Origin of the sequence: Streptomyces sp. AC558_RSS880 (assembly GCF_019049255.1) — a bacterium.
In the GTDB taxonomy this organism is placed as follows: domain Bacteria; phylum Actinomycetota; class Actinomycetes; order Streptomycetales; family Streptomycetaceae; genus Streptomyces.
On sequence record NZ_JAGMUJ010000056.1, the window covers coordinates 41,225 to 56,688 of the forward strand.

Here is a 15,464-nt window from a genome sequence, read left to right on the forward strand (position 1 = left end):
CCCACGGAACGCGAGATTCATGACCGTCAACGACGTCGATGACGTACTGCTTGTCCACGGCGGAACCCCGCTGGAGGGCGAGATCCGTGTCCGCGGTGCGAAGAACCTCGTACCGAAGGCCATGGTCGCCGCGCTGCTGGGCAGCGCACCGAGCCGTCTGGGCAACGTCCCGGACATCCGTGACGTCCGGGTCGTACGGGGTCTGCTGCAACTGCACGGCGTGACGGTCCGTCCGGGCGAGGAGCCCGGCGAACTGGTGCTCGACCCCACGCGCGTGGAGAGCGCCAACGTCGCTGACATCGATGCCCACGCCGGGTCCTCGCGGATCCCGATCCTGTTCTGCGGCCCGCTGCTGCACCGGCTCGGGCACGCGTTCATCCCGGGGCTCGGCGGCTGCGACATCGGCGGCCGGCCCATCGACTTCCACTTCGACGTGCTGCGGCAGTTCGGCGCGACCATCGAGAAGCGGGCGGACGGCCAGTACCTGGAGGCCCCGCAGCGGCTGCGCGGCACCAAGATCCGGCTGCCGTACCCCTCGGTCGGCGCGACCGAGCAGGTGCTGCTGACGGCGGTCCTCGCGGAGGGCGTCACCGTCCTGTCCAACGCGGCGGTGGAGCCGGAGATCGAGGACCTGATCTGCGTCCTGCAGAAGATGGGCGCGATCATCGCGATGGACACCGACCGGACCATCCGCGTCACCGGTGTGGACAAGCTCGGCGGCTACACCCACCGCGCCCTGCCCGACCGCCTGGAGGCCGCCTCCTGGGCGTCCGCCGCGCTGGCGACCGAGGGCAACATCTACGTCCGCGGCGCCCAGCAGCGCTCGATGATGACGTTCCTGAACACCTTCCGGAAGGTCGGCGGCGCCTTCGAGATCGACGACGAGGGCATCCGCTTCTGGCACCCCGGCGGCCAGCTGAAGTCCATCGCGCTGGAGACGGACGTGCACCCGGGCTTCCAGACGGACTGGCAGCAGCCGCTGGTGGTCGCCCTGACCCAGGCGACGGGCCTGTCCATCGTCCACGAGACGGTCTACGAGTCCCGGCTCGGCTTCACCTCCGCGCTCAACCAGATGGGCGCGCACATCCAGCTGTACCGCGAGTGCCTGGGCGGCTCCGACTGCCGCTTCGGCCAGCGCAACTTCCTCCACTCGGCGGTCGTCTCGGGCCCGACGAAGCTCCAGGGCGCGGATCTCGTCATCCCCGACCTGCGCGGCGGCTTCTCCTACCTCATCGCCGCCCTCGCCGCCCAGGGCACCTCCCGGGTCCACGGCATCGGCCTGATCAACCGCGGCTACGAGAACTTCATGGAGAAGCTCGTGGAGCTGGGCGCGAAGGTGGAGCTCCCGGGCAAGGCCCTCGGCTGACCCCGCCCACCCCACCACCCCGGCCCCGGCGACACCGCCCCGGCCGGGGGTCCGGGGGTCGCCCCCCGGGAAGACACAGCACGGAGAAGCTCGTGGAGCCGGGCGCGAGGACGGAACCTCCCGGCGAGGCGCCGGGGTAACGGAAACCTTCACGCTTACGCCGATGGGGCGGTCACCACAATCTGGGTGACCGCCCCATCGGCGTAAGCGAAAGCGCCCCTCCAGGGGCGCGGGGAACTGCGCGACCAGCCACAACCGGCCTGCAGTTGCCCACGACGCTCTCAAAAATGCAAGGCTACTTGCCCTTGGCGGCTTCCTTGAGCTTCGAGCCCGCCGAAACCTTCACGCTGTACCCCGCCGGAATCTGGATCGGCTCTCCGGTCTGCGGGTTGCGCGCGGTGCGCGCGGCCCGGTGGGTGCGCTCGAAGGTCAGGAAGCCGGGGACGGTGACCTTCTCGTCGCCCTTGGAGACGATGTCGCCGACGACCTCGGCGAACGCGGCCAGCACGGCGTCGGCGTCCTTGCGGGTCACCTCGGCGCGGTCGGCCAGCGCGGCCACCAGCTCACTGCGGTTCATGTTGTTACTCCCGTGTTCTTCTTGCCGTTGAGGCGTGCCACGCGGCGGAGCCGCATGTCGGGCACGGCCAAGCCGATGCTGCCAGGTTCCTCGGTGGGTCCCCGGACCCGGGTCCCTCGTCAGACCCTCGCGCCCAGGGACGCATCCTGCCTCTACCTGCGGCGGTAATGCCAATCCGGCACCCGCAGGAGTCGTGAGAACACCCCAGGGAGTCACACGAAGAGCGCCACGGCCCGGCCGCCACCATAAAGGGCGGCCAGGATCTCCGGGTGCCCCGACGCGCCGTTTCCAACCGGCCGTGGCGATCCTCACAGCCCGCTCGGTGTCCGGGTCCCCCTAGGAGACCGACGCCCCCGCCGCCTTCGCCGCGTCGCGCACCGCGCCGGCGACGGCACCGGCGACCTTGTCGTTGAAGACGCTGGGGATGATGTAGTTCGGGTTCAGCTCGTCCTCGGTGACCACGTCGGCGAGGGCCTGCGCGGCGGCCAGCATCATCTCGGTGTTGACGGTGCGGGACTGGGCGTCGAGCAGGCCGCGGAAGACGCCCGGGAACACCAGCACGTTGTTGATCTGGTTGGGGAAGTCGGAGCGGCCGGTGGCCACAACCGCCGCCGTCTGGCGGGCGATCGCGGGGTCCACCTCGGGGTCGGGGTTCGCGAGCGCGAACACGATGGCGCCCTCGGCCATCGCGGACACGTCGTCGCCGTCGAGGACGTTCGGGGCGGAGACGCCGATGAAGACGTCCGCGCCGCGCACCGCCTCCTTCAGGGTGCCGGTGAGGTTCTCGGGGTTGGTGTTGTCGGCGATCCAGCGCAGGGCGGAGTCGGGGGCGGCGTCCACGAGGTCGGCGCGGCCGGCGTGCACGACGCCGTGGATGTCGGCCACCACGGCGTTCTTCACCCCGGCGGCGAGCAGCAGCTTCAGGATGGCCGTACCGGCGGCGCCGGCGCCGGACATCACGACGCGGATGTTCTCGATCGCCCTGCCGGTGACCCGCAGGGCGTTGGTCAGGGCGGCGAGGACGACGATCGCGGTGCCGTGCTGGTCGTCGTGGAAGACGGGGATGTCCAGGGCCTCGCGCAGCCGGGCCTCGATCTCGAAGCAGCGGGGGGCGGAGATGTCCTCCAGGTTGATGCCGGCGAAGCCCGGGGCGATGGCCTTGACGATCTCGACGATCGCGTCGGTGTCCTGGGTGTCCAGGCAGATCGGCCAGGCGTCGATGCCCGCGAACCGCTTGAACAGGGCCGCCTTGCCCTCCATCACCGGCAGCGCGGCCTTCGGGCCGATGTTGCCCAGGCCCAGCACGGCCGAGCCGTCCGTCACGACCGCAACGGAGTTGCGCTTGATGGTCAGACGGCGGGCGTCCTCGGGGTTCTCCGCGATCGCCATGCACACGCGGGCCACTCCGGGCGTGTAGACCATGGACAGGTCGTCACGGTTGCGGATGGGGTGCTTCGACGCCATCTCGATCTTGCCGCCGAGGTGCATCAGGAACGTACGGTCGGAGACCTTGCCCAGGGTGACGCCCTCGATGCCGCGCAGCTGCTCGACGATCTCGTCGGCGTGGGCGGTGGAGGAGGCCGCGATGGTGACGTCGATACGGAGCTTCTCGTGGCCCGACGCGGTGACGTCGAGGCCGGTCACCGAGCCTCCGGAGGACTCCACGGCCGTGGTGAGCTGCGATACGGCGGTTCCGCTCGCGGGCACCTCCAGCCGGATCGTCATCGAGTAGGAGACGCTGGGCGCCGTTGCCATGGCCGACTTCCTCTGCTTTTACCGTGCCGCTGAGTGTGCCGTCCGATCGTCGCACCTACCCCTGAGTACGCGGTAGCCGCCCCGGATTGCGGACGTTTTGTTCATCGGCACGTACCGTATCGTGGAAGGAAGTTTCCATCACGCGGAGATGTCCGGGCAAGAAAAGAGGCCCACATCACGTCCTGTGATGTGGGCCTCTCCCATGTCTGAGTGACACCGACCCGCCATGCTCGCCTCGCGGCAAGTGGTCGCTCGAAGCGACTAAGGTTGGGCCCGGGGGCTTGGATCGGGCCGGTGCCACACCAAGGCTAACAAACGGATCCGGTAAGACCATTCCCGTGGCGCAACCGGTTTTTCCGGGCGGCCTTCAGTCCCTCAGCAGATCCGGCACCCCGGCCGCGTCCGGCTCGTCGCGGTCCGCCGAGACCACCGTCAGCTGCTGCGTGGCCCGGGTCAGGGCGACGTACAGCACCCGCAGGCCGGCCGGGGACTCGTCGGCGATCTCCGCCGGGGAGACGACGATCGTCGCGTCGTACTCCAGGCCCTTGGCCTCCAGGCTGCCGAGCGCCACCACACGGTCGCCGAGCCCGTCGAGCCAGCGCCGGGCCTCCTCGCGGCGCTGCATGGCGACGACCACGCCGACGGTGCCGTCCACCCGCTCCAGCAGCCGGGCCGCCTCCGCGCGCACGGTCTCGCCCAGCGGGCCCTCCGCGACGGCGAAACGCGGCTCGACACCGGTGGAGCGCACCGCCCTCGGTGCCTGCGACCCCGGCATGGCGAGCGCGAGCACCTTCGACGCCAGCTCGGCGATCTCGGCCGGGTTGCGGTAGTTCACGGTGAGCTCGAAGCGGCGGCGCGGGCGGGTACCGAGGGCCTCGTCGCGGGCCTGGGCGGCCTCGTCGGGGTCGGACCAGGAGGACTGCGCCGGGTCTCCCACGACCGTCCAGGTGGCGTGCCGGCCGCGGCGGCCGACCATGCGCCACTGCATCGGGGTGAGGTCCTGGGCCTCGTCGACGATGACGTGCGCGTACTCGACGCGCTCCTGGGCGAGCCGCTCGGCCCGCTCGCGCTGGCTCTCCTCGCGCACCGGCATCAGCTCCTCCAGGCCGGTGAGCTGGTCCAGCGGGTCGAGCTCGCGCTTCTTGCGGGGGCGGGCCGGGGCGCCGAGGATCGCCTGGAGCTCGTCGAGCATCGCGATGTCGTGCACGGAGCGGCCGTCCCGCTTCAGCGCACGGGCGACCTTGCGGACCTCGCCCGGGTTGAGGATCCGCCGGGCCCAGCGGCCGAGGCGCCGCTCGTCGGCCATGGCGTCCAGGACGGCCGCCGGGGTCAGCTCGGGCCACCAGGCGTCGAGGAAGGCGATGAAGTCGTCCTCGGTGGTGACGTCCTCGTCGAAGGAGGAGCGCAGCTCGGCGGCGAGCTCCGGGTCGGTGTGCCGGTTCCCGGCGCCGGAGCGCTCCCACAGGGCGTCGAGGAGCAGCTTGCGGGCGCGGGGGCGCAGCAGGTTCACCGGGGCGGTGCCGCCGAGGGCGGTGCGGCGGACGCCCTCCAGCTCCTCCGCCTCCAGTTCCAGGCGCCGTCCGAAGGCGACGACCCGCAGCCGTTGCGGTGCGTCGTGTCGCTCCAGCGCTCCGCGCGCGGCCTTCCGCAGCACCTTCAGCATGCGGTACGAGCCCTTGGCGCGGGCCACCGACGGGGAGTCGTACAGCGTGGCCTCGGCGCCGTCGACCAGCGAGCCGATGGCGCGGATGGCGACCTGGCCCTCCTCGCCGAGGGAGGGCAGCACGCCCTCGGTGTAGGCGACGAGGAGCGGGGTGGGCGAGACGATGAGGATGCCGCCCGCGTACCGGCGCCGGTCCTGGTAGAGGAGGTAGGCCGCGCGGTGCAGGGCGACGGCGGTCTTGCCGGTGCCGGGGCCGCCCTCGACGTACGTGACGGAGGCGGCGGGGGCACGGATCACCAGGTCCTGCTCGGCCTGGATGGACGCCACGATGTCCCGCATGGTGTGCGTACGGGCCTGGCCGAGCGCGGCCATCAGGGCGCCGTCGCCGATCACGGGCAGCTCGTGGCCGTCCAGGGACGCCGTCAGCTCGGGGCGCATCAGGTCGTCCTCGACGCTCTGGACACGGCGGCCCTTGGAGCGGATGACGCGGCGGCGCACGACCCGGCCGGGGTCGACCGGGGTGGAGCGGTAGAAGGGGGCGGCGGCCGGCGCCCGCCAGTCGATGACCAGCGGGGCGTAGTCCTCGTCCAGGACGCCGATGCGGCCGATGTGCAGGGTCTCGGCGATGTCGGCGGTGTTGTCCGGACGTACGGCGCCCTCGGCGGGCTCGACGGCGGTGTACGCGCCGTCGGGGCCCTTCTTGCCGTCCTTGCCGAGCAGCAGGTCGATCCGGCCGAAGAGGAAGTCCTCGTACTCGTTGTTCAGCCGGTTGAGATGGATGCCGGCGCGGAAGACCTGGGCGTCCCGCTCGGCGAGGGCGCCGGGCGTGCCGACCTGGCCGCGCCGGGCGGCGTCGCGCATGAGGAACTCGGCCTCGTGGATCTTCTCCTCGAGGCGCAGGTACACCCGGTCGAGGTGTTCCTGTTCGACTCTGATCTCCCGGTCGCGAACGGAGTCGTGAACCGGATCGACCGCGGTTTCCTGTTGAGCCTGAGCGGCCACCGGGCCCCCTTCTGACGTGCTGGGCAGCCGTCAACCGTACGCGAAGGGGGCCCCGTAAGGCTACGCGTCGACCTCGACGAGCAGCTCGCCGTCGAAGGTCATGATCTGGAAGTGGTCGATCTCGTTCGGCTGGAAGGCGGCGCCGCCCTGGACGTACAGCGGCTGCCTGGCCTTCTCCGTCCTGGCGTCCGGCAGTCCGTACCCCTCGCCGGGCACGGACCAGGAGTTGACCGTCTCGCGCTCGCCGTTCTTGCCGACGGCGATCAGCGAGCACTTCTGCTCGCCCTTGACGTTCTTCAGCTCCGTGACGATCTCGGTGCCCCAGAGCTTCTCCTCCAGGGCCACGGTCGCGGTCACCTGGGTGCCGGGATCGGTCGCCATGATCTTGTCGGAGCTCTTGTCGAAGGCCTCCTTGGCGGGGTTGGCCGCGAGCGTCCGGTTGGTACCGCCCCCGCCCCCGCCCTCGTCGCCCCCGCCGCTGGCCGCCACGGCCACGAACGGCCCGCTGACGATCAGCGCGCCGGCGGCGGCGACCATGTAGAAGTTGCGGCGGCGCTTCCTCGCGCGGCGCTCGGCCACCTCGTCGACCAGCTTCTCCACCACGCGCGGGGAGGGCTTGGCGGACAGCGACTCGCCCAGCGCGGGCGTCCCGGTGCCGGGCAGGTCCGCGAGCGCGGCCAGCATCGGTTCCATGCCGGCGAGCTCGTCGAGCTGCTGGGCGCACCACTCGCAGGTCGCGAGGTGCGCCTCGAAAGCGGTTGCCTCGGCGTCGTCGAGGATGCCGAGGGCGTAGGCGCCGACGGTCTCGTGTTCGTTCGGCACCGGTGATCCCTGCATGGGACCAGACATACCCGTACCGCCCTCTCCGTATCCCCCGTAGACCCTCGTCACGCCGTCACCCCCCGCTCCTCCAGAGCCAGCTTCATCGACCGCAGGGCGTAGAACACCCGGGAGCGGACGGTGCCGCTGGGTATGCCGAGTGTCTGGGCCGCCTCATTGACGGTACGCCCCTTGAAGTACGTCTCGACGAGTACCTCCCGGTGAGCCGGGGTCAGGTCGTCGAGCGCGTCCGACAGCGTCATCAGCCACAGCGCCTTGTCGATCTCGTCCTCCGCGGGGATGACCTCCAGCGGCGACGGATCGACCTCCTGCGGCCGGGCCTGCCGGCTGCGGTGGCCGTCGATGACGATGCGCCGGGCGACCGTCACCAGCCAGGGGCGTACCGAACCGGTCGCCCGATTGAGCTGACCGGCGTTCTTCCAGGCACGGATGAGCGTTTCCTGAACGACGTCCTCGGCGCGCTGCCGGTCTCCGGCGACCAGCCGCAGGACGTAGGCCAGCAGAGGTCCGGCGTGCTCGCGGTACAGCGCACGCATCAGCTCCTCGTCGGGTTCCGAGGGCTGTGAGGACATGCGATGTCGGGCCCTCGCTCCACGTTCATTGGCCACGGCCGCATCCTTGCGCACGCCCACCTCCGGTGTCCGGGGGATCCCCCAGTCGGTCGCTCGACAACCGGTACGGACGGCGGGGGGCGGGTGTTCAAAGAGAGGTGACAGTTTTCTGCGAGGCCGTGTGACGACCGGGACATGAACCCACAATCCCCCCGCCACTTCTTTACATTTCCGACACGACGACAGGGGGGTGACGCTGATCACACCGCGAGAACGGTGAACGGGTGTGCAACCGACGCCACTTGGGCGCCTCGTGGCGGTCGGCGCACAGAAGCCGCAAAGAGGGCACCCGAGTCGGGCTAGGCCCGCGCGAGTGCCGCGCGCCGGCGGTGGCGGGCCACGCGCTCCCGGTTGCCGCAGATCTCGCTGGAGCACCAGCGCCGCCTGCGCCCCCGGGAGGTGTCGAGGTACACGATCGGGCAGTTGTCGCCCTCGCACTGCCGCAGGCTCCCGCGTGCGACGGGGTCGGTGAGCAGGTCCACCGCGTCCCGCGCGACGGCCGCGAGCAGCGCCGCGCGACCGGGCGGGCCGTCGAGGCGGCGCACCAGCACACCGTCCTCACCGGGCACCGCGCGGGGCGCCGGGGGCGCCGCGCGGGCGAGCTCGTTCACCCGGGCGAGCGCGAGGTCGTACGAGCGGACACCGGGCGTCGGCCGGCCGCGCACCAACGGGACGAGCTGCCCGCGCAGTTCGCGGAAGGCCGGCAGCCAGGAGGGGTCGGCGTGGGCGAGCACGGTGCCCGCGGGCACGAGTCCGGAACCGGTGATCCAGGCGCGCAGCACCTCCACGGAGCCGAGCCGTTCCACGGGATGGGTGGTCGCGAGCAGATCCAGGCAGACCCGCCCGGTGTCGAACCGCAGCTCGTGGGGCGCCGTGACCGTACCCATTGCCATGTTCCTGCCACCGCCTAGGTTGGCCCCGCGCGTGGGGGGGGCCGGTGAGCGATCCGGGAAGCCGTTCCCCTCCCACAGTGCCCGCCCGTCCCGGTCGCCGGAACCCCTCCGCCGCCCGGTTGTCCGACGTGACGGTCAACGCGCGCCGCGAGCGGTTCGAGGAGTGCGTCATCGAGGCCGGAGTGCCGCAGCGGCCGGGACGAGCCGGAGTCCCGTACGGCGGTGACCGGACTCCGCGCCGTGGAGGCCGAATCCCGGCAGGCGGTGTCCGCGTGACCTGGCGTCGCCCTACCCGTCCGCGTCGTACTTCGACTCCGCCGCCGGGTCCAGGGCGAGGCGGTAGCCGCGCTTGACGACCGTCTGGATCAGCTTCGGGGCGCCCAGGGCGGAGCGGAGACGGGCCATGGCGGTCTCCACCGCGTGCTCGTCGCGGCCCGCGCCCGGAAGGGCGCGCAGCAGCTCCGCGCGGGAGACGACCCAGCCGGGCCGCCGGGACAGCGCCCGCAGCAGCGACATCCCGGCCGGCGGCACGGGTTTGAGCGCGCCGTCCACCAGGACCGCGTGCCCCCGGATCTCCACCCGGTGCCCGGCGACGGGCAACGCCCGGGCACGGCCGGGCAGTTCCCGGCAGAGCAGCTGGACCAGCGGGCCGAGCCGGAAGCGTTCGGGCTGCACCGTGTCGATGCCGCGGGCCTGCAACGGCAGCGCGGTGACCGGGCCGACGCAGGCGGACAGCACGTCGTGGCCGAGCGCGGCGAGCAGGTCGTCGAGCAGTCCGCGCTCCTCCGCGCGGGACAGCAGCGACGCGGCGGCGGGCGCGCTGGTGAAGGTGACCGCGTCCAGGGTCCGGGCGACGCATCCGTCGATGAGGCGGTCCACGGGACCGAGGTCCTCCGGCGGCAGCCACCGGTACACCGGCACCCCCACCACCTCCGCTCCCCCGGCCCGCAACGACTCCACGAACCCGGGCAGCGGCTCGCCGTGCAGCTGTACGGCGATCCGCAGTCCGTCGACGCCCTCCTCCAGGAGCCGGTCGAGCACCTCCGCCAGGGACTCCGACGCCGGTGACCACTCCTCGGTCAGCCCGGCGGCCCGGATCGCGCCCTTCACCTTGGGTCCGCGCGCCAGGATCCGCACCTCGCGCAGCCGCGCCAGCAGGTCCTCGCCCAGCCCCCAGCCGTCGGCGGCCTCCACCCATCCCCGGAACCCGATCGCCGTCGTGGCGACCGCGATGTCCGGCGCCTGACCGATGATCTCCTTGGTGGCGGCCAGCAGCTCGCTGTCGTCGGCGAGCGGCACGATCCGCAGGGCCGGGGCGTGCAGCACGGCGGCTCCACGGCGCTCCAGCAGCGCGCCCAGCTCGTCGGCCCGGCGCGCCGCGGTCACCCCCACGGTGAACCCGGCGAGGGGCCCGTGCTCCGGTGGCTGCTCTTGTTCGTCGTACATGGCTCTCGTCCCGGCTCGAGTCGGTGTACTGCGGGGAGGTGCGGCTCCACCTCCCTGCCGATCGAGCCTGTCAACGATCCGTGACAGGCTCGGTTCGGCTTCATGTCACCAGTGTTACGTCACTTCGCGTCACACGTCGGCGTAACTGAGCTGCGGCTTCTCCTCCGGGGCCGGGCTCGTGTCACTTGAGCGGACCGCCGGGCGGCGGAGGTACACCGCCCAGGTGACCGCGAAGCAGACCGCGTAGCAGGCGAGGAAGGCGACGAACGCGCCGGTGCCGGAGCCGTAGGAGAGGAAGGACTGGCGGAAGGCCAGGTTGATGCCGACCCCGCCGAGCGCGCCCACCGCGCCGATCAGCCCCATGGACGCCCCCGACAGCCGCCGCCCGTACGCGGCCGCCGCCTCACCCGCGAGCCCCAGGGCCCGGGCCTTCGCCTGGAAGATGCCGGGGATCATCTTGTACGTCGACCCGTTGCCGAGGCCGGTCAGCACGAACAGCACCACGAAGGCGACGGTGAACAGCACCAGCGACTTCTGCATGGAGGCGACGATCAGCACCGCCGTCGCCGCGCCCATCGCGACGAAGTTCCACAGCGTGATCCGCGCGCCGCCGTACCGGTCGGCGAGCGATCCGCCCACCGGACGGATCAGCGATCCGAGCAGCGGGCCGATGAAGGTGACGTACGCGGCCTCGAGCGGTGTGCGGTCGAACTGGTTCTGCAGCACCTGCCCGAAGGCGAAGCTGTAGCCGATGAACGAGCCGAAGGTGCCGATGTAGAGGAACGCCATGATCCAGGTGTGCGCGTCCCGCGCGGCGTCCTTGGCGGCACCGGTGTCGTTCCTCACCGAGGCGAGGTTGTCCATGTAGAGCGCGGCGAGCACGGCGGCGACGACGATCAGCGGGATGTAGATGCCGAGCAGCACGCGCGGTCCGCCGCTCGCGCCGATGATCGCGAGGGCGGCGAGCTGGATCACCGGGACGCCGATGTTGCCGCCGCCGGCGTTCAGGCCGAGCGCCCAGCCCTTCTTCCGCAGCGGGAAGAAGGCGTTGATGTTGGTCATGGAGGAGGCGAAGTTGCCGCCGCCGATCCCGGCCAGCAGGCCGACCAGCAGGAACGTGGAGAAGGACGTCCCCGGCTCCATCACGGCGAACGCGGCGACGGTGGGCACGAGCAGCAGCCCCGCGCTGATCACCGTCCAGTTCCGCCCGCCGAAGACGGCGACGGCGAAGGTGTACGGCACCCGGACCACGGCGCCGACCAGCGTGACCATCGACGTCAGCAGGAACTTGTCGGCGGGCGTCAGCCCGTACTCCGGGCCCATGAAGAGCACCAGCACGGACCACATCGTCCAGACGGAGAACCCGATGTGTTCGGACAGCACGGAGAAGAGCAGATTGCGCCGGGCGATCTTCTCTCCGGTCCGGTTCCAGAAGGTCTCGTCCTCCGGGTCCCATTCCTGAATCCAGCGGCCACTGCGGGCTGTCATGAGGCCTCCACTGCTCTCCGGGGCGCGGACGGTGCCGCGAGGGGCTGATCCCGAAGGTAGGGAGGGGTCGTTTCGTGGCTGTGGCGGGCGGTGACCGCTGGGGAACGTTGCTCTCACCCGTGGCGGGGGCCGGGTGAGAGGTGTCCGGCAGGGGGCGCGGGCGGTGCCGTGAGGTTCAGCGCCGCGGGGGCTGCCAGTGGGGGTTCTGCTGGGCGGGGTACCCGTACGGGGGCTGGGGCTGGGCGTAGGGACCGGGCGCCTGGACGTAAGGACTGGGGGCCTGGGGCGGGGTGCCGTAGGCGGCCGGGGGCTGCTGGTCGTACGGCATCGGGGCCTGCTGGGGCGGGTGACCGTAACCAGGTACCGGCGCGGATTCCATGCCCCGGGACCGGCATCCCCGGGCCCTGGGCCCCGTACGGACCGACCCCGAAGGGGTTGCCGTGCCCCGGCATCTGCCCGCTCGGGGGCAGATAGCGCACCCGGCCCGTCTCGTCCGCCACCGGGGCGAAGCCGGCCGCCTGCAGCCGGGCCGCGAACTTGGCGTTGCGCTTGCGGGTGACGACGAAGCCGATGCCGAAAACGGCCATGAGCGCCAGCCAGATGACGGCCGCGATGACGAAGTCGTCGGACGTGCCCCCGAACCGGTAGGCGAGGACCACGCAGCCGATGGACACACCGAGGGCGCCGTACCCCATCCGCTTCTCGGCGCTCTTTCCGGTGAGGTCGAAGTTGATGCGGGCCTTGAGGAGTTCGAAGGCGTCCGGCACGAGCGGCGGCACCGACACGCCATCGCCGGCGTTCGGGTACTGCGCCCAGTTCTGCGCGGCGCGGGCGCGGGCCTGCGGACTGTGATCGGGCACGATCAGCATCTTCAGCTGGCTGTTGTTCCCGCCGCCCTGCCGCACGTCCGCGTACTCGTAGCCGAACTGCTGGGCAACGAACGCAAGTCGGGCGAGCTTCTTCACGGACGCCATCGCACTGGTGAGCTCGACCGGCTCCCCGCTCGCCATCAGCCGCAGCATCTTCCGCGTCTGCCGCTTGCTCATCGTCCCCCGCCCCCTGGCCACACCGTTCACTTCCGCAACAGGGGCAGTGTGGCACGCCCGCCCACTTCGAACCACAGCAGCTTTCCGACCCCTCGCCCCAGCGCGCCGTCACCGAGGGCCCACCCTCCCCAGGAGTCGGCGTACTCCTGCACGAGACGCAGTCCGCGCCCGGCACCGGCGTCGGCCGGGGCGAGCGGGACGCAGTCGCCGCCGGTCCCGCCGAACGGGGCGGGGATGCACGGGTCGCTGTCCCACACCCCGACCCGCAGCCGACCGCCGCTCAGGCCCGTGAGCCGTAGGGAGGCGGGCCCCTCGGTGTGCAGGTAGGCGTTGGTGACCAACTCCGACGTCAGCAACTCCACGACGTCGACGGCGTCCTGCATGCCGTGCCCGTCGAGCGCCGCCCGCACCGTCATACGTGCGACGCGTACGGCGCGGGGGTCACGGGGGAGGCGAAGGGCGTACGTCCAGGAGTGGGGCGGGGCTACGGTGACCATGGTTGTCTCCGGGAGTTGGAGGGGACACGGGTTTCGCACGCACGGCCGCGCCGGGCGGTGGCAGTGCCTCGGTCGGTGCGCTTCCGGCTTACGAGCGCGGCGGATGAGCGATATCGCTACCGCAGAGCCGAGATGGAAGATAAATCTCCCAATCCCAGGAGATTTATCTCTGATTAGCTCGTGTGAGGGACATGAGAGCCGCTTCGCGGCCAGGAAGGACACACTGTGCCGCCCACGAACAATCCGACGCTGCGGCAACGGAGACTGGGCGCCGAGCTGCGCAAACTCCGCGAGAAGGCGGGATTCACGGTGACCCGGGCCGCCGAGCACCTGGGCGTCAACCAAGGGCGCGTGAGCATGATCGAGACCGGTCGCAGCCCTGTGAGCGCCGACCTCGTACGTGGGATGGCGTCCGCCTACGACTGCTCCGACAAGGCTCTGATCGACGCGCTGGCCGCCATGACCGGGCGCCGCCGCCGGGGCTGGTGGGACGAGTACCGCGAACACCTGCCCGCCGCACTGGTCGACCTGGCGGAGCTGGAACACCACACGACCGCACTACGCGTCGCCCTGGTGATCCACATCCCGGCGCTGCTGCAGACCACCGATCACGCCCGCGCCCTCTTCCGGACCGTGGTGCCGCCCCTGCGTCAGTACGAGATCGAGTACCGCCTCACCTACCGCATCAAACGGCAGGGCATCCTGCATCGAGAGGATCCGCCCTCCTACTCGGCGATCATTCACGAGTCGGCCCTCCGCATGGGCTTCGGCGGCCCTTCCGTGACGCGCGGCCAGCTCACACACCTGCTCGAGATGGGCGAGATGCCCCACGTCACCATCCGAGTGATCCCGTTCGGCACGGCCTTCTTCCCGAGCACCGGCCAGTCCTTCGACTACCTCGCGGGCGCTGTACCGCAGCTCGACACAGTCCAACTGGACACGCACCACGGGGGCTGCGGATTCCTCGACGCGGAGGCACAGTTGACCAAGTACCGAGCCGTACTGGACCACATGACGTCCTGCGCACTCGGTCCCGCCGAGTCTCGCGACTTCATCCACAACCTCATCCGGAAAGCCTGAGAAGGAACACCGTGCAGACCATCCGTTGGCGCAAGTCGTCCCACAGCGGCGACAGTTCGAACTGCGTGGAGATAGCCACCACTTCCGCCACCGTCCTCGTACGCGACTCGAAGGACGCGTCCGGACCTCGGCTCGGCCTCTCCCCCGCCACGTGGGACGTCTTCCTCACGCACATCACCAAGTGACCGTTGGGCCACTCGCTTCTTCGGCGGTCTCATGCTTCCACGACCCGAGTGAAGGGCGCTGCGTTCCGGGCCCTCCTTGGCTCGGCCCGCTCCGGCACCGAGAAGAAGCGAGCGGGTCGGGGTTGCGGCGCACACCCGTGCGGCGGTTGCCGTGTGCGGACGGCTGGCCGGCGGGACCCAGGATGTCGCAGTTTCCGAACTCACAGGGCCCCGGATGCCCGGTACCCAGACGTGCTCGGAGCGAATGTTCCACCAGACCCAGGATCTGTGCCGCACAAGAGACGGGTGGGTGGGACATTCGCTCCCATCAGTACATGGGGCGCTCCGGACAGACCGACGGAGCGGCCGGTTCAGGAAGCCGGCTTGTCCTTCACTTCGCCCAATAGACCATCCGCCCGTACGAATCGAGCATCCCCGGATCCGGCTCCCCCACGGTGATCCTCGACTCGATCAGGGGATGCTCTTCGGAGAAGAGCGCGTCCAACTCGAAAACCGCTTGATCCACATCCTCCTCGATCTCAGAGGTGTGACGGCGAACCCAGAAGGACAACTCCACGCGATGCGTCTCGACGAGGACCGCCACGGCAGTCACCTCCGAGGAAATAAGACCCAGCAGCGCCTGAACCGCGTTGAGAGCAATTTCGTTCTCCCGCTTCAGCACATCCGGACTGATCACGGCGCACCCGCATTGGGATTCATCGGCACCACACTCGGACTCTTCGTCCCCTTGATCATGAAAATGTTCGTGGGTACACCGAGTCGGCCCGCCCGCGGGTTGTTGTCATAGCCCGTGACGCTCGGAACTCTGATCTGAATGTTTCCGGTTTTGGTCAGCCCCATGACCTGGACCTTCCCTCCGTGGTAGGCATCCAGTACCGCCTGAGCATCAGCGTGCGAGTTGAAGTAGCCACCACCTCGGGAGTGTAAATCTAACGGCGGATCCGACGATCATGGGAGAGACGTCAAGTGACTGATACCGTCGTGGAGTTGGAGACCGTGGAACCTGTCGAGAGTG

Annotated in this window: 13 protein-coding genes and 1 pseudogene; 3 read left to right on the forward strand and 11 right to left on the reverse strand. The window is 70.6% G+C overall.

Annotated features, from left to right (window positions below):
* The first annotated feature begins 19 nt into the window (after nucleotides 1–19).
* A complete protein-coding gene (murA, locus tag KUM38_RS20045) occupies nucleotides 20–1,366 on the forward strand; it encodes a UDP-N-acetylglucosamine 1-carboxyvinyltransferase (RefSeq protein ID WP_217130775.1) in 1,347 nt (448 codons plus the stop codon).
* A gap of 295 nt (nucleotides 1,367–1,661) precedes the next feature.
* Here the strand turns inward: murA and KUM38_RS20050 are convergent, their stop codons facing one another.
* The 10 genes and pseudogenes from KUM38_RS20050 to KUM38_RS20095 form a co-directional block, all read right to left on the reverse strand.
* On the reverse strand, nucleotides 1,662–1,943 hold the full coding sequence (locus KUM38_RS20050; protein WP_004987462.1) for an HU family DNA-binding protein: 282 nt from the start codon (nucleotides 1,941–1,943) through the stop codon (nucleotides 1,662–1,664).
* 336 nt (nucleotides 1,944–2,279) lie between these two features.
* A complete protein-coding gene (locus KUM38_RS20055) occupies nucleotides 2,280–3,698 on the reverse strand; it encodes an NAD-dependent malic enzyme (RefSeq protein ID WP_217130776.1) in 1,419 nt (472 codons plus the stop codon).
* Nucleotides 3,699–4,065: 367 nt separating this feature from the next.
* The gene (locus KUM38_RS20060; RefSeq protein WP_217130777.1) at nucleotides 4,066–6,363 is read right to left on the reverse strand and encodes a UvrD-helicase domain-containing protein; all 2,298 of its coding nucleotides are present in this window, start codon (nucleotides 6,361–6,363) and stop codon (nucleotides 4,066–4,068) included.
* A 60-nt stretch (nucleotides 6,364–6,423) separates the two neighbouring features.
* Complete coding sequence (locus KUM38_RS20065) at nucleotides 6,424–7,185, reverse strand: zf-HC2 domain-containing protein (RefSeq protein ID WP_308408998.1); 762 nt, start codon at nucleotides 7,183–7,185, stop codon at nucleotides 6,424–6,426.
* A gap of 65 nt (nucleotides 7,186–7,250) precedes the next feature.
* Complete coding sequence (locus tag KUM38_RS20070; RefSeq protein ID WP_004930798.1) at nucleotides 7,251–7,835, reverse strand: sigma-70 family RNA polymerase sigma factor; 585 nt, start codon at nucleotides 7,833–7,835, stop codon at nucleotides 7,251–7,253.
* A 278-nt stretch (nucleotides 7,836–8,113) separates the two neighbouring features.
* A complete protein-coding gene (locus tag KUM38_RS20075) occupies nucleotides 8,114–8,707 on the reverse strand; it encodes an ABATE domain-containing protein (RefSeq protein WP_217130779.1) in 594 nt (197 codons plus the stop codon).
* Between the two features lie 288 nt (nucleotides 8,708–8,995).
* Nucleotides 8,996–10,153 (reverse strand): uroporphyrinogen-III synthase, encoded by a 1,158-nt coding sequence (locus KUM38_RS20080; RefSeq protein ID WP_217130780.1) that lies wholly within the window; start codon nucleotides 10,151–10,153, stop codon nucleotides 8,996–8,998.
* Between the two features lie 129 nt (nucleotides 10,154–10,282).
* A complete protein-coding gene (locus tag KUM38_RS20085) occupies nucleotides 10,283–11,641 on the reverse strand; it encodes a NarK/NasA family nitrate transporter (protein ID WP_217130781.1) in 1,359 nt (452 codons plus the stop codon).
* Nucleotides 11,642–11,816: 175 nt separating this feature from the next.
* Nucleotides 11,817–12,687 (reverse strand): annotated as a pseudogene (locus KUM38_RS20090) (hypothetical protein).
* Between the two features lie 26 nt (nucleotides 12,688–12,713).
* A complete protein-coding gene (locus KUM38_RS20095; RefSeq protein WP_217130782.1) occupies nucleotides 12,714–13,184 on the reverse strand; it encodes an ATP-binding protein in 471 nt (156 codons plus the stop codon).
* Between the two features lie 225 nt (nucleotides 13,185–13,409).
* On the opposite strand from KUM38_RS20095, the gene KUM38_RS20100 reads away from it, so the two are divergent.
* Nucleotides 13,410–14,264 carry a helix-turn-helix transcriptional regulator gene (locus KUM38_RS20100; RefSeq protein WP_217130783.1) on the forward strand — a complete coding sequence of 285 codons (855 nt, stop codon included), beginning with the start codon at nucleotides 13,410–13,412 and terminating at the stop codon, nucleotides 14,262–14,264.
* Nucleotides 14,265–14,275: 11 nt separating this feature from the next.
* The gene (locus tag KUM38_RS20105; RefSeq protein ID WP_217130784.1) at nucleotides 14,276–14,449 is read left to right on the forward strand and encodes a DUF397 domain-containing protein; all 174 of its coding nucleotides are present in this window, start codon (nucleotides 14,276–14,278) and stop codon (nucleotides 14,447–14,449) included.
* Nucleotides 14,450–14,819: 370 nt separating this feature from the next.
* On the opposite strand, the gene KUM38_RS20110 is transcribed toward KUM38_RS20105, so the two are convergent.
* A complete protein-coding gene (locus KUM38_RS20110) occupies nucleotides 14,820–15,125 on the reverse strand; it encodes a hypothetical protein (protein ID WP_217130785.1) in 306 nt (101 codons plus the stop codon).
* Nucleotides 15,126–15,464: the final 339 nt, after the last annotated feature.

Coding starts and splice junctions, on each gene's coding strand:
- murA (WP_217130775.1), top strand. CDS start 20: ATGACCGTCAACGACGTCGATGACGTACTGCTTGTCCACGGCGGAACC.
- KUM38_RS20050 (WP_004987462.1), bottom strand. CDS start 1,943: ATGAACCGCAGTGAGCTGGTGGCCGCGCTGGCCGACCGCGCCGAGGTG.
- KUM38_RS20055 (WP_217130776.1), bottom strand. CDS start 3,698: ATGGCAACGGCGCCCAGCGTCTCCTACTCGATGACGATCCGGCTGGAG.
- KUM38_RS20075 (WP_217130779.1), bottom strand. CDS start 8,707: ATGGCAATGGGTACGGTCACGGCGCCCCACGAGCTGCGGTTCGACACC.
- KUM38_RS20080 (WP_217130780.1), bottom strand. CDS start 10,153: ATGTACGACGAACAAGAGCAGCCACCGGAGCACGGGCCCCTCGCCGGG.
- KUM38_RS20085 (WP_217130781.1), bottom strand. CDS start 11,641: ATGACAGCCCGCAGTGGCCGCTGGATTCAGGAATGGGACCCGGAGGAC.
- KUM38_RS20095 (WP_217130782.1), bottom strand. CDS start 13,184: ATGGTCACCGTAGCCCCGCCCCACTCCTGGACGTACGCCCTTCGCCTC.